17 protein-coding genes and 3 pseudogenes are annotated in these 25886 nt (G+C 47.9%); 17 read left to right on the forward strand and 3 right to left on the reverse strand.

Annotated features, from left to right (window positions below; translation table 11 throughout):
* Positions 1-17: 17 nt before the first annotated feature.
* From glgP to EAS44_RS02335, 11 genes and pseudogenes are all read left to right on the forward strand, one after another.
* Positions 18-2465 (forward strand): glycogen phosphorylase, encoded by a 2448-nt coding sequence (gene glgP / locus EAS44_RS02285; RefSeq protein WP_000993444.1) that lies wholly within the window; start codon positions 18-20, stop codon positions 2463-2465.
* Between the two features lie 493 nt (positions 2466-2958).
* Positions 2959-3663, forward strand: a complete 705-nt coding sequence (locus tag EAS44_RS02290; protein ID WP_000671315.1) for a fimbrial protein — start codon at positions 2959-2961, stop codon at positions 3661-3663.
* A 100-nt stretch (positions 3664-3763) separates the two neighbouring features.
* The gene (locus EAS44_RS02295; protein ID WP_000649743.1) at positions 3764-4516 is read left to right on the forward strand and encodes a molecular chaperone; all 753 of its coding nucleotides are present in this window, start codon (positions 3764-3766) and stop codon (positions 4514-4516) included.
* A 36-nt stretch (positions 4517-4552) separates the two neighbouring features.
* Positions 4553-7147 (forward strand): fimbrial biogenesis usher protein, encoded by a 2595-nt coding sequence (locus tag EAS44_RS02300; RefSeq protein WP_001049762.1) that lies wholly within the window; start codon positions 4553-4555, stop codon positions 7145-7147.
* Positions 7147-7710 (forward strand): fimbrial protein, encoded by a 564-nt coding sequence (locus EAS44_RS02305; protein ID WP_001048914.1) that lies wholly within the window; start codon positions 7147-7149, stop codon positions 7708-7710. Before EAS44_RS02300 ends, EAS44_RS02305 begins: the two co-directional genes overlap by 1 nt.
* A pseudogene (locus tag EAS44_RS02310) lies at positions 7661-8232 on the forward strand (fimbrial protein). Before EAS44_RS02305 ends, EAS44_RS02310 begins: the two are co-directional and overlap by 50 nt.
* Positions 8198-8977, forward strand: coding sequence for a molecular chaperone (locus EAS44_RS02315; RefSeq protein WP_001250356.1), 780 nt, complete (start codon positions 8198-8200; stop codon positions 8975-8977). The pseudogene EAS44_RS02310 and the gene EAS44_RS02315 overlap by 35 nt, the downstream one beginning before the upstream one ends.
* Positions 8978-8991: 14 nt before the next feature.
* Positions 8992-10113 (forward strand): fimbrial protein, encoded by a 1122-nt coding sequence (locus EAS44_RS02320; protein WP_000634198.1) that lies wholly within the window; start codon positions 8992-8994, stop codon positions 10111-10113.
* 172 nt (positions 10114-10285) lie between these two features.
* Positions 10286-10996, forward strand: coding sequence for a hypothetical protein (locus EAS44_RS02325; protein ID WP_000424214.1), 711 nt, complete (start codon positions 10286-10288; stop codon positions 10994-10996).
* 2 nt (positions 10997-10998) lie between these two features.
* On the forward strand, positions 10999-11766 hold the full coding sequence (locus EAS44_RS02330) for a hypothetical protein (protein ID WP_001135327.1): 768 nt from the start codon (positions 10999-11001) through the stop codon (positions 11764-11766).
* A gap of 2 nt (positions 11767-11768) precedes the next feature.
* The gene (locus EAS44_RS02335; protein ID WP_000589346.1) at positions 11769-12374 is read left to right on the forward strand and encodes a hypothetical protein; all 606 of its coding nucleotides are present in this window, start codon (positions 11769-11771) and stop codon (positions 12372-12374) included.
* 53 nt (positions 12375-12427) lie between these two features.
* On the opposite strand, the gene glpD is transcribed toward EAS44_RS02335, so the two are convergent.
* Positions 12428-13933 (reverse strand): glycerol-3-phosphate dehydrogenase, encoded by a 1506-nt coding sequence (glpD, locus tag EAS44_RS02340; RefSeq protein WP_000448161.1) that lies wholly within the window; start codon positions 13931-13933, stop codon positions 12428-12430.
* A gap of 189 nt (positions 13934-14122) precedes the next feature.
* Between glpD and glpE the strand changes: the two genes are divergently transcribed.
* The 3 genes and pseudogenes from glpE to EAS44_RS02355 all read left to right on the forward strand — a co-directional run bounded on the left by glpE (position 14123) and on the right by EAS44_RS02355 (position 16106).
* A complete protein-coding gene (gene glpE / locus EAS44_RS02345) occupies positions 14123-14449 on the forward strand; it encodes a thiosulfate sulfurtransferase GlpE (RefSeq protein WP_000371926.1) in 327 nt (108 codons plus the stop codon).
* A gap of 44 nt (positions 14450-14493) precedes the next feature.
* A pseudogene (gene glpG, locus EAS44_RS02350) lies at positions 14494-15331 on the forward strand (rhomboid family intramembrane serine protease GlpG).
* Between the two features lie 16 nt (positions 15332-15347).
* On the forward strand, positions 15348-16106 hold the full coding sequence (locus EAS44_RS02355; protein ID WP_001296480.1) for a DeoR/GlpR family transcriptional regulator: 759 nt from the start codon (positions 15348-15350) through the stop codon (positions 16104-16106).
* Here EAS44_RS02355 and rtcR read toward each other — a convergent pair.
* Positions 16088-17685: pseudogene (gene rtcR / locus EAS44_RS25240) on the reverse strand (DNA-binding transcriptional regulator RtcR). The gene EAS44_RS02355 and the pseudogene rtcR overlap by 19 nt on opposite strands.
* Positions 17686-17873: 188 nt before the next feature.
* Between rtcR and rtcB the strand changes: the two are divergent.
* Both rtcB and rtcA read left to right on the forward strand, forming a co-directional pair.
* Positions 17874-19100 carry an RNA-splicing ligase RtcB gene (rtcB, locus tag EAS44_RS02365; RefSeq protein ID WP_001105471.1) on the forward strand — a complete coding sequence of 409 codons (1227 nt, stop codon included), beginning with the start codon at positions 17874-17876 and terminating at the stop codon, positions 19098-19100.
* A 3-nt stretch (positions 19101-19103) separates the two neighbouring features.
* A complete protein-coding gene (gene rtcA / locus EAS44_RS02370; protein ID WP_001350819.1) occupies positions 19104-20120 on the forward strand; it encodes an RNA 3'-terminal phosphate cyclase in 1017 nt (338 codons plus the stop codon).
* Between the two features lie 42 nt (positions 20121-20162).
* Here rtcA and malT read toward each other — a convergent pair whose 3' ends face one another.
* Positions 20163-22868, reverse strand: a complete 2706-nt coding sequence (malT, locus tag EAS44_RS02375; RefSeq protein WP_000906972.1) for an HTH-type transcriptional regulator MalT — start codon at positions 22866-22868, stop codon at positions 20163-20165.
* A gap of 622 nt (positions 22869-23490) precedes the next feature.
* Here malT and malP point away from each other — a divergent pair.
* Positions 23491-25884: a maltodextrin phosphorylase gene (gene malP, locus EAS44_RS02380; RefSeq protein ID WP_000081889.1), complete on the forward strand. Its 2394-nt coding sequence runs from the start codon at positions 23491-23493 to the stop codon at positions 25882-25884.
* The last annotated feature ends 2 nt before the right edge of the window (positions 25885-25886 follow it).

Below are 25886 nucleotides of genomic sequence, written 5' to 3' on the forward strand. Positions count from 1 at the left end.
TTTCAGGAAACGCCTATATGAATGCTCCGTTTACATATTCATCGCCCACGCTTAGCGTAGAAGCTCTTAAGCACTCTATCGCTTACAAGCTGATGTTTACGATTGGCAAGGATCCGGTCGTCGCCAATAAACATGAATGGCTGAACGCAACGTTATTTGCTGTGCGCGATCGTCTCGTGGAGCGCTGGTTACGCTCAAACCGTGCCCAGTTGTCGCAAGAAACTCGTCAGGTTTACTACCTGTCGATGGAGTTTTTGATTGGCCGTACGCTTTCCAACGCCATGTTGTCGCTAGGAATTTACGAAGATGTACAGGGCGCACTGGAAGCGATGGGATTAAATCTCGAAGAGCTGATTGATGAAGAAAATGACCCGGGCCTCGGTAACGGTGGCCTGGGCCGTCTGGCGGCTTGCTTCCTCGATTCTCTGGCGACGTTAGGGTTGCCGGGGCGCGGTTACGGCATCCGCTATGACTACGGTATGTTCAAGCAGAACATCGTTAACGGTAGCCAGAAAGAGTCGCCTGACTACTGGCTGGAATACGGTAACCCGTGGGAATTCAAACGCCACAACACGCGCTATAAAGTCCGTTTTGGCGGTCGCATTCAGCAGGAAGGTAAAAAAACGCGCTGGATTGAAACCGAAGAGATTCTGGGAGTAGCTTACGATCAGATAATCCCAGGTTACGACACCGACGCGACCAACACGTTGCGTTTGTGGAGTGCCCAAGCCAGTAGCGAAATTAACCTCGGTAAATTCAACCAGGGCGACTACTTCGCGGCAGTGGAAGATAAAAACCACTCCGAGAACGTATCTCGCGTACTGTATCCGGACGACTCCACCTACTCCGGGCGTGAGCTACGACTGCGTCAGGAATACTTCCTGGTTTCCTCGACCATTCAGGACATTTTAAGCCGCCATTATCAGTTGCATAAAACCTACGATAACCTGGCGGATAAAATTGCGATTCACCTCAACGATACTCATCCGGTGCTGTCGATTCCTGAGATGATGCGTCTGCTGATCGATGAGCACCAATTTAGCTGGGACGACGCGTTTGAAGTGTGTTGTCAGGTCTTCTCCTACACCAACCACACGCTAATGAGCGAGGCGCTGGAAACCTGGCCAGTCGATATGCTGGGTAAAATTCTGCCGCGTCACCTGCAGATCATCTTTGAAATCAACGACTATTTCCTGAAAACCTTGCAGGAACAGTATCCGAACGATACCGATCTGCTGGGACGGGCGTCGATCATTGATGAATCCAACGGTCGTCGTGTGCGTATGGCCTGGCTGGCGGTTGTGGTGAGCCACAAAGTTAACGGTGTATCGGAGCTGCACTCTAACCTGATGGTGCAATCGCTATTTGCCGACTTTGCGAAAATCTTCCCGGGTCGTTTCACCAACGTCACCAACGGTGTGACGCCGCGTCGCTGGCTGGCGGTAGCGAACCCATCGCTTTCAGCCGTGTTGGACGAACACCTGGGCCGCAACTGGCGCACCGACCTTAGCCTGCTTAATGATCTGCAACAACACTGTGATTTCCCAATGGTTAATCACGCGGTGCATCAGGCGAAGCTGGAGAACAAAAAGCGTCTGGCGGAGTATATCGCCCAGCAGCTGAATGTGGTGGTAAATCCGAAAGCGCTGTTCGATGTGCAAATCAAACGTATTCACGAATACAAACGTCAATTGATGAATGTGTTGCACGTGATCACCCGCTATAACCGCATCAAGGCCGACCCGGATGCGAAGTGGGTACCGCGCGTGAATATTTTTGGCGGTAAGGCGGCTTCGGCCTATTACATGGCGAAGCACATTATTCATTTGATCAATGACGTAGCGAAAGTGATCAACAACGATCCGCAGATTGGCGACAAGCTGAAAGTCGTGTTCATCCCGAACTACAGTGTTAGCCTGGCGCAGTTGATCATTCCGGCGGCCGATCTGTCTGAACAGATTTCGCTGGCGGGGACGGAAGCTTCCGGCACCAGTAACATGAAGTTTGCGCTTAACGGCGCGCTGACTATCGGTACGCTGGACGGTGCGAATGTCGAGATGCTGGATCATGTCGGTGCTGACAATATCTTTATCTTTGGTAACACAGCGGAAGAAGTGGAAGAACTGCGTCGTCAGGGCTACAAACCGCGTGAATACTACGAGAAAGATGAGGAGCTGCATCAGGTGCTGACGCAAATCGGCAGCGGTGTATTCAGTCCGGAAGATCCGGGTCGCTATCGCGATCTGGTTGATTCGCTGATCAACTTCGGCGATCACTACCAGGTACTGGCGGATTATCGCAGTTATGTCGATTGTCAGGATAAAGTCGACGAACTCTACGAGCGTCAGGAAGAGTGGACCGCAAAAGCGATGCTGAACATTGCCAATATGGGCTACTTCTCTTCTGACCGTACGATCAAAGAGTACGCCGATCATATCTGGCATATTGATCCGGTGAGATTGTAAGTTCAAATACGGCTAAATACCGTGTGTTCCGCTGAAGTAATACAGAGTGGAACTCACGGTATTTCTATACACAATAAACAATAACTTTGATGTATGTTATTCTATTTAATATATACCATTAATATATATTAAATAACGATTGATGATAATGTTTTTGGTATTTTGTTATTTCAAATAATATTAATTTATTATGAATGCATTAATATTATTCATGTGATTTATGTTTTATTGCCCCTCTTACAACTCCACGTAAAAATAAATTTTATCATTATCAGTGTGTTATATGTGAGTATAAACTCACTTATTGCGGCTTTGGATTATTTTAGGTACATTACTAAGCAGCATATATAATATTATTCACTCAATTACTCTTCTAAAGAACCTTCTGGAATTAGCCAACGTCAGCTTATTTTTTTTGTGAGATATAACTTATTAACGCAGAATGTAAAAACACCAATGTTGCTTGGGTTTTTTAACAAAAGGAAAGGTATAAATGAAATTCAATTTATCTAATTTATCCGCAGTATTACTGGCATCAGGTATGCTGATGTCTACTGCGGTAACCGCAGCACCCGGCGATGCAACACAATTTGGTGGGGCGGATACTGACTGGAGCACCGTTGATTATCCCAGGCTCACTGATATGGATGACAACGTTGATTCAATGGGGGGGAAAATCCGCTTTACTGGCCGTGTAGTGAAAGCTACCTGTAAGGTCGCAACCGATTCAAAACAGATTGAAGTTGTCCTGCCGGTTGTGCCTTCCAACCTTTTCACTGGTATCGACGTAGAAGCACAGGGGGCGAGCAACCAGACCGATTTCAATATTAATCTGACCGAATGTAGCAATACAGATGATCAGAAAATTGAGTTCCGTTTTACCGGTACTGCAGATAGCGCTAATAAAACGCTCGCTAACGAAGTAGAAGGATCAACGGATGCTGACAACAGCGGCAATGCGGGGGCGACTGGTGTAGGGATTCGAATTTACTCCAAAGGTACGACGAATAATGGTCTGATTAACCTGAATACCACTGCGGCAGAGGGTAGCGCCTCCACCGCCGCTTATACAATTCCAGGAAATGCTACGACCCATGATTTCAGCGCGGCCTTTACTGCAGGTTATGCTCAAAACGGTAGCACTGTTGCACCAGGTGTAGTTAAGTCAACAGCAAGTTTTGTTGTGCTGTACGAGTAAATATAAATACGATTTCAGGTTACAAAAAGTTGTAACCTGAGATTGAAATTATTTAATAGAGTATGAATAACAGATGTTATTTCATCAACAAGGATGCTGTATGAAATGTATTATTGGAAATAAAAAATGGGTTTGTGGATTCAGGGATGAATTAAAAGTATCACAAAATATTATACGCTCAGGGATTCTTTTTTTACTATCGATATTATTTATTAATAATGCGTCCGCGGGCGGGTTTGGCCTTGGCGTAACGCGATTGATTTATCCGGCAGAAAGTAAGCAAATAACACTCAGTGTGCAAAATAGCGGTGACAACACCAGTTATTTAATTCAATCATGGGTTGATGACAGTAAAACGGAAAAAAAGAGCCAGGATTTTGTTATCACTCCTCCCCTCTTTATGTTGCCAACGCGTAAAGAAGCTTCATTACGTATCATGTTTCTTGGTAAGACTAATTTGCCGACCGATCGTGAAACTTTGTATTGGATGAATGTTAAAGCAATTCCGCCAACAGATGAGAAAAATACACAGAAGAATACCTTACAGTTGGCATTACAAAACAAAATCAAGCTATTTTATCGCCCGGAAAATCTACCTGTGCAACCAGGAAAAGCACGAAATATGTTGCGGTTTAAGTATGAGGGAAAACAACTAAAAGTTATCAATCCTTCGCCTTATTACCTGACACTGACAGGAATTAAAGTACAAGGGAGTAAATTGCCCAATATGTTTGTACCACCGAAAAGTGATATTACGGTCTCGTCGCCAGTGACGTTGGCTGGTGAAATTACTTATCAAACAATTAATGACTTTGGTGCTACGACGGAGCGGCAGAAAGGAATAATGCAGTAACAACGGAATAGTTCAGATGCAACACAGGTCAGGGATATGAACCTAAAGCTCAAAAGATGCGAATATTGGATGGCGGCACAAAAGCAGATGAAACGGGTTGTGCCGCTTCTTCTGGTTATTATGCCTGCATGTTCAATCGCGGGAATGCGCTTTAACCCTGCTTTTCTGTCGGGTGATACTGAAGCTGTTGCTGACTTATCCCGCTTCGAGAAAGGGATGACTTATCTTCCTGGTAGCTATGAAGTCGAAGTTTGGGTCAATGATTCCCCTTTACTCTCTCGTACTGTAACTTTTAAAGCAGACGATGCGAATCAACTGATTCCCTGCCTTTCACTTGCTGACTTATTAAGCCTTGGAATTAACAAAAATGCGCTGCCAGAGCAGGCTTTGGCTTCATCTGAAAATAGTTGCCTTGATTTGCGTATCTGGTTTCCTGATGTGCATTACATGCCGGAGCTGGATGCACAGAGACTTAAACTGACCTTTCCGCAGGCGATAATAAAACGTGACGCCCGCGGATATATTCCACCAGAACAGTGGGATAACGGTATTACAGCTTTTTTGCTGAATTATGACTTTTCTGGTAATAACGATCGTGGTGATTACTCTTCAAATAACTATTATTTAAATCTTCGCGCTGGGATCAATATTGGTGCATGGCGTTTTCGCGATTATTCAACCTGGAGTCGTGGGAGTAATTCAGCAGGTAAACTGGAGCATATCAGTAGTACGTTGCAGCGCGTTATTATTCCTTTCAGAAGTGAATTAACGCTAGGAGATACATGGTCATCATCAGATGTTTTCGACAGTGTTAGTATTCGTGGCATAAAACTGGAATCTGACGAAAATATGTTGCCCGATAGTCAAAGTGGTTTCGCTCCCACGGTGCGCGGAATTGCGAAAAGTCGCGCTCAGGTAACAATCAAACAGAATGGTTATGTCATTTATCAAACCTATATGCCGCCGGGACCGTTTGAGATTAGCGATCTTAACCCGACATCATCTGCGGGAGATCTGGAAGTTACCATCAAAGAGTCTGATAATTCAGAAACTGTCTATACCGTACCTTATGCCGCTGTCCCCATCCTGCAACGAGAAGGTCATTCAAAATATTCTACTACGGTTGGCCAATATCGAAGCAATAGCTATAACCAGAAAAGTCCTTATATATTTCAGGGGGAATTAATTTGGGGTTTACCCTGGGATATTACGGCTTATGGTGGGGCACAATTCTCTGAGGATTACCGGGCGTTGGCGCTCGGCCTTGGCCTGAATCTGGGTGTATTTGGTGCAACATCGTTTGATGTTACTCAGGCTAACAGTTCGCTTGTGGATGGGAGCAAACATCAAGGGCAATCTTATCGTTTTCTTTATTCCAAATCGTTAGTTCAGACAGGAACAGCATTCCATATTATTGGCTATCGTTATTCAACCCAGGGCTTTTACACTTTAAGTGATACGACATACCAACAAATGTCAGGGACTGTTGTTGATCCAAAAACGTTAGATGATAAAGATTACGTTTATAACTGGAATGATTTTTATAACTTGCGTTATAGCAAACGTGGAAAATTTCAGGCTAGTGTATCGCAACCTTTCGGTAACTACGGGTCTATGTATTTATCGGCTAGTCAGCAAACATACTGGAATACTGATAAAAAAGATTCTTTATACCAAGTTGGTTATAACACCAGTATTAAGGGTATCTATCTAAATGTTGCGTGGAATTACAGTAAATCACCAGGGACAAATGCGGATAAAATTGTCTCGCTAAATGTCTCATTACCTATAAGTAATTGGTTATCTTCCACGAATGATGGGCGCTCATCATCGAATGCCATGACTGCAACGTATGGTTATAGTCAGGATAACCACGGACAGGTAAACCAATATACGGGGGTATCTGGTTCTCTGTTGGAGCAGCATAATCTCAGTTATAACATACAACATGGTTTTGCTAATCAGGATAATAGCAGTAGTGGTTCTGTTGGTGTTAATTATCGTGGGGCATATGGTTCCTTGAATTCCGCCTACAGTTACGATAATGAAGGTAATCAACAAATAAACTATGGCATCAGTGGTGCTCTTGTTGTACATGAAAATGGTCTTACGTTGAGTCAACCATTAGGTGAAACTAATGTTTTGATAAAAGCGCCTGGAGCGAATAATGTGGATGTTCAGCGGGGGACAGGAATATCCACTGACTGGCGTGGATATGCAGTTGTTCCTTATGCAACAGAATATAGACGTAATAATATTTCATTAGATCCTATGTCAATGAATATGCATACTGAACTGGATATCACTTCCACTGAAGTTATTCCGGGAAAAGGTGCGTTAGTTCGTGCAGAGTTTGCTGCTCATATCGGTATTCGTGGTTTGTTCACAGTTCGTTATCGTAATAAATCAGTCCCATTCGGTGCTACAGCCAGCGCTCAGATTAAAAACAGTAGTCAAATTACCGGGATTGTCGGCGATAATGGACAACTTTATCTCTCAGGATTGCCTTTAGAAGGTGTTATTAATATCCAGTGGGGAGACGGTGTTCAGCAAAAATGTCAGGCTAATTACAAGCTCCCTGAAACAGAACTGGATAATCCTGTTAGCTATGCAACTCTGGAGTGCCGCTAATGAATTTAATATTCTCTAAATATTCTGTATTTTTTATTCTTTTCGCTTTTTTTGCTTTTCCGCTCTCAGGGCAGGCCAATGATTCAGTTGTTGTTACATTTACTGGGATTTTGTTGGCAAAAAGCTGTGACATTACTACCGGAAGTAAAGATCAGTCGGTAAAAATGGGCACTTATGATGCTAATGAATTTTTAAATGTAGGTGATGTTTCTCCGAGTCAAACGTTTACGATTAATGTACAAGGATGCCCGACTGCAAAAAGTACTGTTTATAGTTCTGGTGTGAGCGCCAATGTGCGGTTTACTGGTGATGCAGATGCCATTAATAGCGCATTACTGCGTCTCTCCGCCGGTGCAGATAGTGCGACTGGACTGGGAATAGAAATATTGGATAACAATGATGTGGCGATTGCCATTAATGGTGAATCAGGTTTTCGTGATTTAGTGTTAAATGAAAACGGTGATGCTAATTTGACGTTTAAACTTCGCTATAAATCAACTCAGGAAAATGTACATGCCGGGCAAGCAAATGCTCTGTTGTATTTTGATATCGATTATCAGTGAGGGAGATATGAAGATATTCATTAGTTTATTTTTGTTTATAATATCAACAAATTCTTTTGCTGATGATATCACTCATGCCGGAGTGGTTCGTATTGAAGGGTTAATTACCGAAAAAACCTGCATTATTTCTGATGAGTCAAAAAATTTTACAGTTAATATGCCAGACGTACCCAGTAGTTCGGTAAGGAGTGCAGGGGATGTTACTGAAAAGGTTTATTTTTCCATAACGTTAACCCGCTGTGGTAGTGATGTTGGCAACGCGTATATAAAGTTTACCGGCAATACAGTTTCTGAAGATGCCAGTTTATATAAGCTGGAAGATGGCTCGGTAGAGGGGCTTGCACTTACGATTTTTGATAAGAACAAAGGCAGTATTAGTAATGATGTTAAAAGCATGGGTTTTTCACTTACATCATCAGTTGATAATATATTGCATTTTTTGCGGCTTACAAAGCATTAAAAAATAATGTCCAACCAGGGGATGCAAATGCGTCAGTATCGTTTATTGTCACCTATGATTAAGGTAGTCATAGTATTATTTTCCCTTTTATTCTCTACAGCACAAGCAGGCTTAGTGATCGGTGGAACGCGTTTTGCGTATCCGGAAAATCAGTCCTCAATATCTGTTGAACTCAAAAACACTTCAGACAGAGATATGTTAGTCAAGGTTGCTGTCTCCCCTGATGATGCTCGTCAGTTGACGGGAACGGTTGAATCTTTGCCCTCATATTCTGAAACGGTATTTATCGCAACTCCGCCACTGTTTGTTTTGAAGCCTGACAAAAATACAAAAATAAGAATTAATCGTGTTGGTGGCAGTTTATCTGCCGACCGGGAAAGTTTATTTATACTGAATGTTGCAGCATTACCAACGTTGGAAAATAGTCATTCAGTCAAAACTGATAATCAATTGCAAATAGCAGTCCGCAATCGTATGAAAATATTCTATCGGCCATCAAATTTGTCTGAAGACCCGAATATGTCATATCAGAAATTACGCTGGGCACGAAAAAATGAAATTGTTACCGTTTATAATCCAGGCCCCAGATATGTGACACTCTATAACCTACATGTTGATGGTAAAGTTATAGATGGTGGTATGGTCGCACCATTTAGCCATCGCCAACAATCATGGTGTAAATCGCAAGGGGTTTGTGAAATAGCATGGCAGACATTGGATGTTTATAATAATGTTTTACCTGCATGGAAAGTAAAGATGAATCTGTTGCAGATGGATGTGTCAGGTTTACAAGTTAAAACGGATTAGTAAAAGGAAATAATATGATTACTTATACCGGATATAAGCTGAAAGTTATTTTTATAATCTTTTTATTCTTGGGTTACCATGTTGTAGCCTATGCTGAAATGGGCCGGGATCGTGAGTTTTGCTATCCTGGATCTCCAGAAAACAATACCACACCGGCTGTTTTTTATTATAATTTTGGCACAACGATTATTTCAGATATAAATAATAATATACCAGGTACTATTCTGCCCGAAAAAAACTGGAAAATTGGTCTGTATAAGGCTTATTGTAATTCCATTAGCAATTATGAGGTATATTTTAGCGGAGTGTCAGGTATTGATCCATCTGGTACATCTGGTATTCAACAGGGGAGTGATATATTTGTTCCAGTGACGCATGAAATATCAATTTCTACACATGTTAAACTCTATAATAAAAATGGGACACAGACAGATAAAACAGTACCATTTTATAATTATAGTACTAATTATCCAACGGATAGAAGTAAACCATCAAATTGGTCTTCAGGAACAGAGGGCTATATTAAAATTAAATTGGATAAAAAGATTATCTCTGATATCTCTCTGAATAATGTACTTTTAGTTTCATTGTATGCCAGTCAGCGGCAAACGGAACATGGGCCAGTACCATTATTTAATGCCTGGATCAGCAACCTGGATATTCAGGTTCCGCAAGGTTGCACAATTAATGAGGGTACGAGTTTTACTGTTAATATGCCGGATGTGTGGGCCAGTGAATTGAGCCGGGCTGGTGCCGGAGCGAAGCCCGCTGGTGTTACTCCTGTAGCAACCACTATTCCGATTAATTGTACGAATAAAGATACAGATGCGGTAATGACGTTGGTATTCGACGGTAACATTTCAGCTACACGTGATACCAATGGGAAACAAAGTATTATTCAGGCACAAGATAATCCTGATGTTGGTATTATGATTATGGATAGTCAGCAAAACTCCGTAGATTTAAATGCTCTGGCAACATCAGTAGGCGTTCCATTCAGATTGGTGGAAAACCAGACGGCTTCTGCGCAAACTGCTGATGTTACTTTCCTGACTTTACCTGTTAGTACAACTGGAAAAGTGCCTGCGGCAGGTCGTTATAATGCACTGGCTATATTGCGAGTGGAATATCAGTAATTTTTGAGCCAGTACCGAATCGGTTTAGCCATCACCGCAAAATAAAATGCAATAATAGGGATGAACAGAATGTAAAATAAAAAATATTTTTAATTCTACAGGGGCAAAACCTGGTAGAAAATGTAGGTTATGTGCCGATGAATAAAATGTTGCATTAAGCCGGATAATAAAAATGGAGTTAGTTGATACGTTATTTGCAAACTTCTCCGGTACTGATCCATTCACTGGCGTGGATATTACGATTGCCCACTGCAAATCAACATACTGGGATGAAGGCATTGTTCAGCAACTCATTAACCAGGTCCTGGATGAAGGGGAAAAGTTCGCCGGTGCTGCCGGTCTTGAGGGATTATCTCGATACGATGTCACATTAAATATTGGTTTAACGTCCAGCAATGTATGGCCGGGATTTTCCCTCGATACCGCCACCATTAGCCGTCTTTGTGCCTGTGGTGCTGACTTTGGATTTGCCCTCTATATCAGTGATGTACCAGATGTTCAATGTGATCTGAACACAACAAATGACTTCACCGTACAATTTACGGCGATGCTCAACCCGGATGAGCGGGTGATCATAGCAAAGCGCCCGCTTAAAAAATGTGACGCCTGGATTGAGGATGTTTATATCTTTCAAGTGTTTAAAGAAGCCTGGCAATTTCAAAACGATAACAGTTTACGCGGATTTCGCGATAAGCAGGCTGAACTGAAACTCTACGCGCGTCATTACTCAGTGGAAAATTGCACAGAGGAAAGCTGTTGGGACTGTAATTATTGCATTCGGCCCAGCTTTTCCCTCTCTCGTAGTGCCATTATTCGCCTGAATGCGGCGAATGCTCGTTTTGTCTATCAACCCTTTACACGCGATCAGCGGGCGAGGGGGTAATTATGCCCCCCACTCCTGCCATGCAGGCATTAATTGAGCAGATATATCATATTTTTCGTCGTTATCCGGCGCCGAAGCAATTTGTGGTTTGTTGTGAATATTGTCTGAGTCAACAGGAACAAAAAGCATTACGGAATACATCGTTGCGAGCGATTCCTTATTCCTTAATCAATGCCTGGAATAGTAGTCCAGGACCTGATCCGCAAAACAGCGATGAGGTTCGTTATTTTCTGCCTCGTTTACTGGAGTTTGTTGCGCAGGGGCAATTTGACAATATTCACGAAGTATTTTCTCTACGGCGTATAAACCTTGCCAGTAAAGAAAACTGGCGTGAGGATGAACGGGAAATATTGCAGCAATTTGCTTGCCAGTATATGACTGATTGGGTATCCGGGGATGAGGCTGTCGAATTACAGTACAAGCTGGAAATGTTTTTCCGTGCCGATATCGCTCTTTCGCCATTGCTTGATGCCATTATTTCAGTTCCCGGATTTTGGTCGGCAGCGTCTCTTGCCTGTTTATTGAATACGTATCGTGACGGTTATATCAGAGATAACCAGGACGATATCGATAAAGCCATTACCGCCCAAATCAATGCCTGGGCCTTCAACAATCAATCCATCCTGAAAGAACGCGCGCGGCAGGCGATTGAGAACCCGCTTAAGCAGCCCGAACAGGGCACACAGTATCAGATCTGGGAAGACGACTGGATGATTGATGAGTGTTTATGCGCGATGTATGACGCATCATCCGAATCACCAGGAAAATAAAAATGATTAAATTCCGGCTTTATATTCCCCCTGTAATTCTCGGTTTTGTTATCGTACCATTATTGGTATGGCCGACGGTTATTGCCTTAGCCGTACTTATATTCACGTTAACTTTTCTGGCGGAAATAATATTCTCCTTTCCGCTCCTGGTTGTGCGTATTTCTCTTCAGGAATTACAACTTGAGTTATTGGTTGAATATGCACTTTTTTTCAGTGTAATGGGTGGCATCGGTTGGCAATTCTCCCGCAGAATGCCTCCTGAATTAAAAAACAGGCTACATTGCTGGCTGGTCTTTTCTCCGGTCTATTTCTGGTTAATTCTCTCGAATTTCATTCTTTATATTTCTCCAGAGAAATCAGCGTTGCTGGAAAATATCCGAAATTTCTTTCTGACATTTGTCTGGCTTCCCCTGAATTTTTCCCCTTTTTGGCCGCAGCCGTGGACTGATTTTGTCGGCCCGATTAGTGCCCAGCTTGGTTTTGCGTTGGGATATTATTGCCAGTGGCGTAGCAAAAATAGAAGCCATAGGAAGAAGTGGGGCGATTGGGTAACGTGCTTAAGTTTGGCGATTTTAGCTCTGGGGCCGTTATTCAATTATTTACAATGAATAGTCTAAGGAATTCAAATAGCCCGGTTGCACTTCGCAACCGGGCATCATCCTTACGACGCCAGCGACAACCTCTGCTGCGTATATTCCATCAGCCACTGACTCACACGAGATTGTTGATCCGCATTTAGCCACATGCCTTGTTTCGTGCGACGCCACAGGGCATCGTCGGCGCGGCGGACCCATTCGTGGTCGACCAGATATTTCAGCTCCGCTTCGTAGAACTCATGACCGAAATTTTCACCGAGGTCGCTTATCGCCCCTGCATTGCCGAGCAACAGTTCGCTGTTGCTGCCGTAAGTGCGCGCGTAGTGACGTGCCAGCGATTCGGTCAGGAACGGGTAACGGCGGCGCAGGCGGGCGGCGTAATCGTCACGGTCGCCTTCAATGGCACCACCCGGCAGCACGCTCTCTTTCGTCCACGCCGGACCAATGCCCTGATAATATGGCGTCAGTTTTTCCAGCGCGTGCTCCGCCAGTTTGCGGTAGGTGGTCAGCTTACCGCCGAATACCGACAGCAGCGGGGCTTTGCCGTCTTCATCATGGATATCAAGGGTGTAATCACGGGTAATGGCCTGTGGCGAGTCGGACTCATCATCACATAGCGGACGCACGCCGGAGTAGGTCCAGATGATATCGTCCCGGCTTAACTGCTTTTTAAAGTGCGTGTTATACACTTTCAACAGGTAATTGATTTCACTCTCTTCAATCTTCACTGCTTTTGGATCGCCTTTGTATTCCACATCGGTGGTGCCGATGATGGAAAACTCGTCCATCCACGGGATCACGAAGACAATACGTTTATCTTCGTTTTGCAGAATGTAGGCTTGCTTCTGGGTATGCACACGCGGCACCACAATATGGCTGCCTTTGATCAGGCGAATGCCATAAGGCGAAGGCAGATGCATCCCGTCGTCGAAAAATTGTTTCACCCACGGGCCGGTAGCATTAACCAGGCCGCGCGCCTGCCATGTATATTTTTTGCCGGTATCGATATCTTCCGCCTCCACAATCCACAGGCCGTTTTCGCGGCGAGCAGACGTGGCACGAGTACGAGTAAGCACTTCACCGCCTTTACGCACCACCATCTGGGCGTTGGCGAGTACCAGACGGGCGTCGTCTACCCAACAGTCAGAATATTCGAATCCGCGCTTAATTTCCGGTTTTAACACTGAGTTTGCGCCAAAACGCAAACCGGTTGATCCCGGCAGGCTGGTGCGCTTACCCAGATGATCGTACATAAACAGACCAATGCGAATCATCCACGCCGGGCGTAGATGCGGACGATGCGGCAGGCGAAAACGCATCGGGAAGGCGATATGCGGGGCCATTTTCAGTAGCACTTCACGTTCAGCCAGCGCCTCGCTGACCAGTCGGAATTCATAGTGCTCAAGGTAGCGCAGGCCACCGTGAATGAGTTTTGAACTGGCGGAAGAGGTCGCGCAAGCGAGATCCTGCGCCTCCAGCATCAGCACGGATAAACCGCGTCCAGCGGCGTCTGCCGCGATACCAGCACCATTGATGCCGCCACCTATCACAATCAGATCTTTGGTTTCCATGCTGCCCTCATTCACTTTCGTTAAAGTTCATAAATGTTCGTTATCGAACATATTAGCAAAGAATCGCGCTTTGGGTAACATTGAAAAAACATTTTAGAGTGATATGTATAACATTATGGCGTTTATCTGCCGCTTCGACGTAAACTGTGCGGTAAATTTGCCCACTTGTTTGTAAAGAAAGAGAGACGCATGGATCAGTTCGAATGTATTAACGTTGCCGACGCGCACCAGAAGTTGCAGGAAAAAGAGGCGGTGCTGGTCGATATTCGCGATCCACAGAGTTTCGCAATGGGGCATGCGACCCAGGCTTTCCATTTAACTAACGACACACTGGGCGCGTTTATGCGTGATAACGACTTTGACACACCGGTGATGGTGATGTGTTATCACGGCAATAGCAGCAAAGGCGCGGCGCAGTATCTGCTGCAACAGGGCTACGATGTGGTCTACAGCATTGATGGCGGTTTTGAAGCCTGGCAGCGCCAGTTTCCCGCAGAGGTGGCGTACGGCGCGTAACGCTTTATACTGTCCCCTTTTGTGTGGAATAAGCGACAGCAACGATGTTGATGATTACCTCTTTTGCTAACCCCCGCGTGGCGCAGGCGTTTGTTGATTACATGGCGACGCAGGGTGTTATCCTCACGATTCAACAACATAACCAAAGCGATGTCTGGCTGGCGGATGAGTCCCAGGCCGAGCGCGTGCGGGCGGAGCTGGCGCGTTTTCTCGAAAACCCGGCAGATCCGCGTTATCTGGCGGCCAGCTGGCAGGCGGGCCATACCGGCAGTGGCCTGCATTATCGCCGTTATCCTTTCTTTGCCGCCTTGCGTGAACGCGCAGGTCCGGTAACCTGGGTGATGATGATCGCCTGCGTGGTGGTGTTTATCGCCATGCAAATTCTCGGCGATCAGGAAGTGATGTTATGGCTGGCCTGGCCATTCGATCCGACGCTGAAGTTTGAGTTCTGGCGTTACTTCACCCACGCGTTAATGCACTTCTCGCTGATGCATATCCTCTTTAACCTGCTCTGGTGGTGGTATCTCGGCGGTGCGGTGGAAAAACGCCTCGGTAGCGGTAAGCTAATTGTCATTACTCTCATTAGCGCCCTGTTAAGCGGCTATGTGCAGCAAAAATTCAGCGGGCCGTGGTTTGGCGGGCTTTCTGGCGTGGTGTATGCGCTGATGGGCTACGTCTGGCTACGTGGCGAACGCGATCCGCAAAGTGGCATTTACCTGCAACGTGGGTTAATTATCTTTGCGTTGATCTGGATTGTCGCCGGATGGTTTGATTTGTTTGGGATGTCGATGGCGAACGGAGCACACATTGAACCGCCCCGGGTTAGCCGTGGGTTTAGCGATGGCTTTTGTTGATTCGCTCAATGCGCGAAAACGAAAATAATTCCAGGGATTTATCAATGAAACAAACACAACGTCACAACGGTATTATCGAACTGGTTAAACAGCAGGGTTATGTCAGCACCGAGGAGCTGGTAGAGCATTTCTCCGTTAGCCCGCAGACTATTCGCCGCGATCTCAACGAGCTGGCAGAGCAAAACCTGATCCTGCGCCATCATGGCGGTGCGGCGCTGCCTTCCAGTTCGGTTAATACGCCGTGGCACGATCGCAAGGCCACCCAGACCGAAGAAAAAGAGCGCATCGCCCGCAAAGTGGCGGAGCAAATTCCCAATGGCTCGACGCTGTTTATCGATATCGGCACCACGCCGGAAGCGGTGGCGCACGCGCTGCTTAATCACAGCAATTTACGCATTGTGACCAACAATCTCAACGTCGCTAACACGCTGATGGTAAAAGAGGATTTCCGTATCATTCTTGCCGGTGGCGAATTACGCAGCCGCGATGGCGGGATCATTGGCGAAGCAACGCTCGATTTTATCTCCCAGTTCCGCCTCGATTTCGGCATTCTGGGGATAAGCGGCATCGATAGCGACGGCTCGCTACTGGAGTTCGATTACCACGAAGTTCGCACCAAACGCGCCATCATTGAGAACTCGCGCCACGTTATGCTGGTTGTCGACCACTCAAAATTTGGCCGTAACGCAATGGTCAATATGGGTAGCATCAGCATGGTCGATGCTGTCTACACCGACACGATGCCGCCTGCGAGCGTGATGCAGGTGCTGAAGGACCATCATATTCAACTGGAGCTGTGCTGATCCTGCATTGCTTCCCATGTCAGACCAAAACGCGCCAGGTATTTGCGTAGCCGATCCGCGTCATTGACGCTGGCTTTACCCTGGCGCGAAATGTCAAACAGTTCACGTCCGGCAGCAGAAAGCGACTTTGCCTGGCGGCAGATAGCGATAACGTGTTCCAGTTGCATACGGTCGAAGAGATCGATGTTTTCTGCCTCTGCGCCCAGCAACGCCGTAAGCGTGGAGGGCGACTCTCCTGCCAGTTATAGCGCAGACGGTTGATCTCATCTTCCACCGTATCCAGTGTGATGCGTCCGCTAGTGGCAAAGGTGGCCATCCGCGTGACGCTGGCAGAAAGTTCGCGAAAGTTACCGCGCCATGTTGCCTGGGGAGAGGTCGCAAAGGCCAGCCAGGCACGCCGCGCTTCGGTGTTAAAACGCACGCTGTCGCCAGTGAGTGAGGCGTGGCGCTCCACTTCATAATCCAGGTTCGGTTCAATATCTTCCTGGCGTTGGCGTAATCCTGGCAAGGTGAAGGTCCAGAGATTTATTCGCGCGTACAGGTCTTCACGAAATTTGCCTTCGGCAACCAACTGGCGCAAATCGCGCACCGTTCCGGCGATAAGCTGAAAATCACTGCTCACCTGGCGATCGCTGCCAAACGGGTAAAAGGTTTTCTCTTCAATGGCTTTCAGCAACATCGCCTGTTCGTCTGCGCCCAGTTCGCCAATCTCATCAAGAAACAACATTCCGCCGTTGGCGCTGCGTAATAATCCTTCACGCGATTCCCGCGCCCCGGTAAACGCGCCTTTCACATGACCAAACAGCGTCGACATGGCGGTATCGCCGCGCAGGGTGGCGCAGTTCACTTCCACAAACGCGCCGCTAAACTGATGCCGCGCCTGTTTTAGCTCGAAGATGCGTCGTGCCAGAAATGACTTACCTGCACCGGTCGGGCCGTTAAGCAGGATCGGTGCGCGGGATTTTATCGCCACTTTTTCAATCTGCTCAATCATGCGGTTGAAGTGGGAGTTACGCGTGGCAATGCCGGACTTAAGAAAATCAAGCGTTTGCTGGCGTTCCTCGGCAAAGCGGCTGGCGATGGCGTTATAACGGCTTAAATCGAGATCGATAATCGTCACTGCGCCAGGGCTATCGGGCCGCTCTTTTTTGCGCGGTGGTGAAGATTGTATCAACCGGGCGGGCAGGTAACGCGCTTCTGCCAGCAGAAACCAGCAAATCTGCGCGACGTGGGTACCGGTGGTGATGTGAATTAAATAGTCTTCTTTATCAGCTTGGAACGCGTAACCACGGGCGAAATCATGCAGGCAGGCGTAAACCTCTTCGAAATCCCACGGATTATGCAGTTCAATCTCAACGCCCACTACCTCTGTTTCTGGCGAAACGCTGGCGATATCGCGTTTAAGCGTTTCAAACAGCGAGCGCGAGCGGGCGTCGTGCAATAATTCCAGCCGATCGATAACTAACGATTCTTGCTGGCATAGACAGAGTGTCGGACGCCATTTTGACCAGCGCTGACTGCCGCGCCCGGCATAATCCAGCACCGTTCCGACAAAGCCAAAAGCCACTGTTTTACGCATCTTAGATATCCTTATAAAAGACGAGATTTCATTATCGGTAAATCGGCTTTGCGGGAAATCTCCGTTTACGGACGTAAAAATATAATATTTTTAAAAACAATGAATTAAAAAATTAAGATGCTTATTTGATTTTCTGGCACGACGGTTGCAATTATCAGGACAGCAAACAACGAAAAGAGAAAAACAAAATGAATTACGAATTACTGACCACTGAAAATGCTCCGGTAAAAATGTGGACCAAAGGCGTGCCGGTAGAAGCCGATGCGCGTCAGCAACTTATTAATACCGCGAAGATGCCGTTTATTTTCAAACATATTGCGGTAATGCCTGATGTACACCTGGGTAAAGGTTCCACCATTGGTAGCGTGATCCCGACCAAAGGGGCGATTATTCCGGCGGCGGTGGGCGTGGATATTGGCTGTGGAATGAACGCACTGCGTACCGCGTTAACGGCGGCGGACCTGCCTGAAAACCTGGCAGAGCTGCGTCAGGCGATTGAAACGGCCGTACCGCACGGACGTACTACCGGGCGTTGTAAACGTGATAAAGGCGCATGGGAAAATCCGCCTGTTAACGTCGATGCGAAATGGGCTGAGCTGGAAGCCGGTTATCAGTGGTTAACGCAAAAATATCCCCGTTTCCTTAACACTAACAACTATAAACACCTGGGAACGCTGGGAACGGGTAACCACTTTATTGAAATCTGCCTTGATGAGTCGGACCAGGTGTGGATTATGCTGCACTCCGGTTCACGCGGAATCGGTAATGCCATCGGAACTTACTTTATCGATCTGGCGCAAAAAGAGATGCAGGAAACGCTTGAAACGTTGCCATCGCGTGACCTGGCGTACTTTATGGAAGGTACGGAATACTTTGATGATTACCTGAAAGCCGTGGCCTGGGCGCAGCTTTTTGCCAGCCTTAACCGCGATGCGATGATGGAAAACGTGGTAACGGCGTTGCAGAGCGTTACGCAGAAAACGGTAAAACAGCCACAAACGCTGGCGATGGAAGAGATCAACTGTCACCACAACTATGTGCAAAAAGAACAGCACTTTGGCGAAGAGATCTATGTGACGCGTAAAGGCGCGGTGTCTGCGCGTGCTGGTCAATATGGAATTATTCCCGGTTCGATGGGGGCGAAAAGCTTTATCGTCCGTGGGCTGGGAAATGAAGAGTCGTTCTGTTCGTGCAGCCACGGTGCCGGGCGGGTAATGAGCCGTACTAAAGCGAAAAAACTGTTCAGTGTGGAAGATCAAATCCGTGCCACCGCGCATGTGGAGTGCCGTAAAGATGCCGAGGTGATCGACGAAATCCCGATGGCGTATAAAGATATTGATGCGGTGATGGCGGCACAAAGCGATCTGGTGGAAGTTATCTATACCCTGCGTCAGGTGGTGTGCGTAAAAGGATAAATGATGAAAAGGATGATTGCGCTGGATGGCGCACAGGGCGAAGGCGGCGGGCAGATCCTGCGCTCGGCGCTGAGCCTGTCGATGATAACCGGCCAGCCATTTACCATCACCGGCATTCGTGCCGGGCGGGCGAAACCGGGGCTGTTGCGCCAACATCTGACCGCGGTAAAAGCGGCTGCGGAAATTTGTAGGGCAACGGTGGAAGGCGCTGAGCTGGGGTCGCAGCGTCTGGTCTTCCGACCTGGCACCGTGCGCGGCGGCGATTACCGCTTTGCTATCGGTAGCGCCGGAAGTTGTACGCTGGTGCTGCAAACGGTGCTGCCCGCGCTGTGGTTTGCCGATGGACCTTCGCGTGTTGAAGTGAGCGGCGGCACCGATAACCCGTCGGCCCCGCCTGCGGATTTTATCCGTCGGGTGCTGGAGCCGCTGCTGGCGAAAATAGGAGTTCATCAGCAAACCACGCTGTTACGTCACGGTTTTTATCCTGCCGGAGGCGGCGTGGTAGCAACGGAAGTCTCACCGGTGGCATCGTTTAATAGCTTGCAACTTGGCGAGCGCGGGAACATTGTGCAGATGCGTGGAGAGGTGCTACTGGCTGGTGTGCCGCGCCATGTTGCTGAGCGTGAAATCGCTACACTGGCGGGTAGTTTTTCCTTGCATGAACAGAATATTCATAACCTGCCGCGCGACCAGGGGCCGGGTAATACCGTCTCGCTTGAAGTCGAAAGTGAAAATATCACCGAACGCTTTTTTGTCGTCGGTGAAAAGCGCGTCAGTGCCGAGGTGGTCGCGGCACAGTTGGTGAAAGAGGTGAAACGCTACCTGGCAAGCCCGGCGGCGGTGGGGGAATATCTCGCCGACCAACTGGTGCTACCGATGGCGCTGGCGGGTACGGGGGAATTTACGGTCGCCCATCCCTCATGCCATCTGCTGACCAATATCGCCGTGGTGGAGCGTTTCTTGCCGGTGCGGTTTGGTTTGATAGAAACAGATGGCGTAACGCGGGTGAGCATTGAATGATGTAAAGATGTAAGCCGGATCTGGCGCATTATCCGGCTAAACTCATACCCCATATCCCATCATCTTCAGCAGTTTCTGCGCGTGTTGTACCGCGGCCTGACGGTGGGCGACACCGAGTTTTTGGTACAGATTACGGATATGCGTTTTGATGGTGGTTGCCGCCACTTCCAGCTCGCCTGCAATTTGCTCATTGCTGTAACCGGAGTAAATCAGCCCCAGGACCTGCCATTCACGTTGGGTCAACGGGCTAGTGCGGATCAGCTCTGGCACTTCCGGATGATTTAGCAGACGTTCAACGAAATTCTCATCGAAATGGGCGAATTTATGCCGATGATGTTGATTGATTTCTCGCAGAATACGCTGTGCGCGATGCTGTTCCAGCTCCGGCAGCGTATTGAGTTGAATAAGCTGGCGCAGTTGTTGCGCCATCGCTTCGCCTTCGATGACAAAATGACTGATAAATCCGGTACGATTCGCCAGTTTTAATGCGTCCAGCAACACACGCTGGGCGTCACTTTTACGTCCGGCCTGCCAGTACAGTTGATTAAGCAGCAACAGGTTACGGTTGAGATCGCTCATCAACCGCAGACTGCGGGCATTTTCATTGAGTTCTTCGAGGACAATTTCCGCAGATTCAAACTCGCCCAGCAAGATTTGTGCACGGGCAATGTTGCGCCATTGACCTTGCAGGAAGTGGTTGTTCGCAAACTCCGGTTTAGCCGTATGACGCAACCAGTTGGCAGCGGCGGCTTTATCGCCGGTCATTTGCCAGTAAATCACCCGGACTTTGTTGGCGTTAGAGATCCAGTCGCTGTGATATTTGCCATTCCCCAGCAGGTTTTCCAGACGGTTCAGCTGGCTACGGGCGTTATCTAAATCACCACGGGCCAGCGAGCATTGAATCAACATTGCCAGGCACTGAAGCTGTTGCTGTGGCTGATAAGACGATAAGACTTCAATCCCGCTGCGCGCCGACGCTTCGGCTTCATCCAGCCGTGCCCAGGCCCATAACAGCTGCGCACGGATGCGTACCAGAAACTCATGCATTGGCAGCTGTTCCAGATGCTGCTCGTTGATCAGCTGGAACGCTTTTTCCTGCGTTTCCCACGCGGTTTGCAGGAACCCTTGGGCAAACAGAATTTCACTTTGCTGGATTAAACTCCACAAAGCGTAGTGCCAGACATCGTGCTGGCGTGCCATCTGTTCGGTTTGCTGCATTAACGCCAGTGAGCGGGTCAATTCGCCTTTGCAGTGCAACACTTCACCCAGCACCGAGGTTGCCACAATGCGGCTATAGAACCAGCCTGGCGGCAGCTCTTCCAGTGCCAGTTTTGCCAGCCGTTCCGCTTCATCCGGGTTACCATCATTAATCGCCACCTGGGCGCGCAGAGCGTTAAATTCTGCGTGCATGGTGCCTTCTCTGATGTCCTTGATTTCATGTTCAGCGCGGGCCAGCAGGGTGTTAACTTCGCCGTAGCGATGCTGGCTTTGCATCAGCCACGCCTGCAATAATACCAACTGCGGATTTTCCAGCAAACTGTCCCACGGCAGGGCCTTAAGCGACTCTTCCAGCAGCGACAGTTCGCTATGGTTGAACAAACTCCAGGCGTGATTAAGCAGAATATCGCGCAGCATCAGCGCATCGCCTGCCGCCAGCGCATGATGAATCGCTTCGCTGGGAAATCCCTGGGCCATCCAGCTTTCTGCGGCGGCACGGTGGATTTCCGGCAGCTCCGCCGCCAGTTCCCACTGGCAGCGCTGGCGCAGGAAGTTACCAAACAGTGGGTGATAGCAAAACCACTCGCCGGTATCATCCATCCGCTGTAAAAACAGCCCCTGACGCTCAATCTCTTCGAGGCGCATTTGCCCGTTTTCTTCGCCGGTCACACGGGTGATGAGTGCATCGTTCATTGAGCGCAAAATGGCGCTTTTCAACAGAAAATGGCGCGTTGCGAGATCGACGTTATCCAAAACCTCATCGACCAGATAATCCGAAAGATGGCTGGCATTGATTCCCGCCAGGCGGCGTGCCGACTTATGGGCTGAGTGAGTATTCTGCCGGGCGGAGAGGGCGATTAGCTGCAGTGCCGTCGCCCAACCGGAAACATCATCACAAATCCGACTGCTTTCTGCAGCTTCAATCGGCGATGACAGACGGCAATCAAAAAACTGCTTCGCTTCCTGATGGGTAAATGCCAGTTGCTGACTGCCAATTTCCAGCAGCTGGTCACGAACACGCAGATTGGCAATGCCCAGTTGCGGAAGGTTGCGTGACAACACCACAAGGGTGAGATTTTCTGGTTGATGGCGAATAAAGAAGCGCATTGACTCGTGGATCACAGGATTAGTGATCAGATGATAGTCATCGATGACCAGATAAAGTGGGCTATGCCATTCCGCCAGCTCAATGAAAAGCTGGGCGAAGAGTGACGTCAGGCTGGCATATTGCCGTTTTTGCGCCATCGTCTCACATATCGCGCAGTGACCGTTGGTTGCCTGTTGCACGGCGGCAATGAGATAGCTGGCGAAACGCTCTTGCTGGTTATCACCTTCATCCAGCGAGTACCAGCCGATATCGTTTTTGCCTGCCGCCCACTGGGAAATGAGCGTGGTCTTTCCGTAGCCCGCAGGACTTGTGATCAGCGCCAGCCGGAAGTTGTTCGCGCCGGAAAGTTTAGCCAGCAGGCGCTCACGAACCACGGTATGGTCGAGTCGAACCGGACGACTTAATTTTGACGGAATCAGCATAGTTAATCACTTCACTGTGGAAAATGAGGAAATATTATTTTTTTTGCGCTTCGTAATTAATGGTTATAAGGTCGGCCAGAAACCTTTCTAATGCAAGCGATGACGTTTTTTTATGTGTCTGAATTTGCACTGTGTCACAATTCCAAATGTTTATTAACAACTCACCTAAAACGACGCTGATCCAGCGTGAATACTGGGTTGTACGGTATTTTCCTTATGTTCATCAGTTTCATTTAAGCAAGGGTTTCTTCTTCATTTCTGATGAAAGTGCCATCTAAAAAGATGATCTTAATAAATCTATTAAGAATGAGATGGAGCACACTTGATATTTTACTTGTGAAACTGTTTCACTCCTTTACTTAATTTATAGAGTTACCTTCCGCTTTTTGAAAATACGCAACGGCCATTTTTTGCACTTAGATACAGATTTTCTGCGCGGTATGGCATTGATTTGCTGCTAATCCTGTGGATTGCACTAGCTTTAAGTGGTCGAGATCACATTTCCTTGCTCATCCCCGCAACTCCTCCCTGCCTAATCCCCCGCAGGATGAGGAAGGTCAACATCGAGCCTGGCAAACTAGCGATAACGTTGTGTTGAAAATCTAAGAAAAGTGGAACTCCTATGTCACAACCTATTTTTAACGATAAGCAATTTCAGGAAGCGCTTTCACGTCAGTGGCAGCGTTATGGCTTAAATTCTGCGGCTGAAATGACTCCTCGCCAGTGGTGGCTGGCAGTGAGCGAAGCACTGGCCGAAATGCTGCGTGCTCAGCCATTCGCCAAGCCAGTGGCGAATCAGCGACATGTTAACTACATCTCAATGGAGTTTTTAATTGGTCGCCTGACGGGCAACAACCTGTTGAATCTCGGCTGGTATCAGGATGTACAGGATTCGTTGAAGGCTTATGACATCAACCTGACTGACCTGTTGGAAGAAGAGATCGACCCGGCGCTGGGGAACGGTGGTCTGGGACGTCTGGCGGCGTGCTTTCTCGACTCAATGGCAACTGTCGGTCAGTCTGCGACGGGTTACGGTCTGAACTATCAATATGGTTTGTTCCGCCAGTCTTTTGTCGATGGCAAACAGGTTGAAGCGCCGGATGACTGGCATCGCGGTAACTACCCGTGGTTCCGCCACAACGAAGCACTGGATGTGCAGGTAGGGATTGGCGGTAAAGTGACGAAAGATGGACGCTGGGAGCCGGAGTTTACCATTACCGGTCAAGCGTGGGATCTCCCCGTTGTCGGCTATCGTAATGGCGTGGCGCAGCCACTGCGTCTGTGGCAGGCGACGCATGCGCATCCGTTTGATCTGACTAAATTTAACGATGGTGATTTCCTGCGCGCCGAACAGCAGGGTATCAACGCGGAAAAACTGACCAAAGTTCTCTATCCAAACGACAACCATACTGCCGGTAAAAAGCTGCGCCTGATGCAGCAATACTTCCAGTGTGCCTGTTCGGTAGCGGATATTTTGCGTCGCCATCATCTGGCGGGGCGTAAACTGCACGAACTGGCGGAGTACGAAGTTATTCAGCTGAACGATACCCACCCAACTATCGCCATTCCAGAACTGCTGCGCGTGCTGATCGATGAGCACCAGATGAGCTGGGATGACGCCTGGGCCATCACCAGCAAAACTTTCGCTTACACCAACCATACCCTGATGCCAGAAGCGCTGGAACGCTGGGATGTGAAACTGGTGAAAGGCTTACTGCCGCGCCACATGCAGATTATTAACGAAATTAATACTCGCTTTAAAACGCTGGTGGAAAAAACCTGGCCGGGCGATGAAAAAGTGTGGGCCAAACTGGCGGTGGTACACGACAAACAAGTGCATATGGCGAACCTGTGTGTGGTTGGCGGTTTCGCGGTAAACGGTGTTGCGGCGCTGCACTCGGATCTGGTAGTGAAAGATCTGTTCCCGGAATATCACCAGCTATGGCCGAACAAATTCCATAACGTCACCAACGGTATTACCCCACGTCGCTGGATCAAACAGTGCAACCCGGCACTGGCGGCTCTGTTGGATAAATCACTGAAAAAAGAGTGGACTAACGATCTCGATCAACTGATCAATCTGGAAAAATTCGCTGATGATGCGAAATTCCGTCAGCAATATCGCGAGATCAAGCAGGCGAATAAAGTCCGTCTGGCAGAGTTTGTGAAAGTTCGTACCGGTATTGAGATCAATCCACAGGCGATTTTCGATATTCAGATCAAACGTCTGCATGAGTACAAACGCCAGCACCTGAATCTGCTGCATATTCTGGCGTTGTACAAAGAAATTCGTGAAAACCCGCAGGCTGATCGCGTACCGCGCGTCTTCCTCTTTGGCGCGAAAGCGGCACCGGGCTACTACCTGGCGAAAAACATTATCTTTGCGATCAACAAAGTGGCTGACGTGATCAACAACGATCCGCAGGTTGGCGACAAATTGAAGGTGGTGTTCCTGCCGGATTATTGCGTTTCGGCGGCGGAAAAACTGATCCCGGCGGCGGATATCTCCGAACAAATTTCGACGGCAGGTAAAGAAGCTTCCGGTACCGGCAATATGAAACTGGCGCTCAATGGTGCGCTTACTGTCGGTACGCTGGATGGGGCGAACGTTGAAATCGCCGAGAAAGTTGGTGAAGAAAATATCTTTATTTTTGGTCATACCGTGGAACAAGTGAAGGCAATTCTGGCCAAAGGCTACGACCCGGTGAAATGGCGGAAGAAAGATAAGGTGCTGGACGCAGTATTGAAAGAGCTGGAAAGCGGCAAATACAGCGACGGCGATAAGCATGCCTTCGACCAGATGCTGCACAGTATCGGCAAACAGGGCGGCGATCCGTATCTGGTGATGGCGGATTTCGCAGCCTATGTAGAGGCACAAAAGCAGGTGGATGTGCTATACCGCGACCAGGAGGCCTGGACTCGCGCGGCGATCCTCAATACCGCCCGCTGCGGTATGTTTAGCTCGGATCGCTCTATTCGCGATTATCAGGCTCGTATCTGGCAGGCAAAACGCTAAGG

Source organism: Escherichia coli DSM 30083 = JCM 1649 = ATCC 11775 (genome assembly GCF_003697165.2).
GTDB classification, from domain to species: domain Bacteria; phylum Pseudomonadota; class Gammaproteobacteria; order Enterobacterales; family Enterobacteriaceae; genus Escherichia; species Escherichia coli.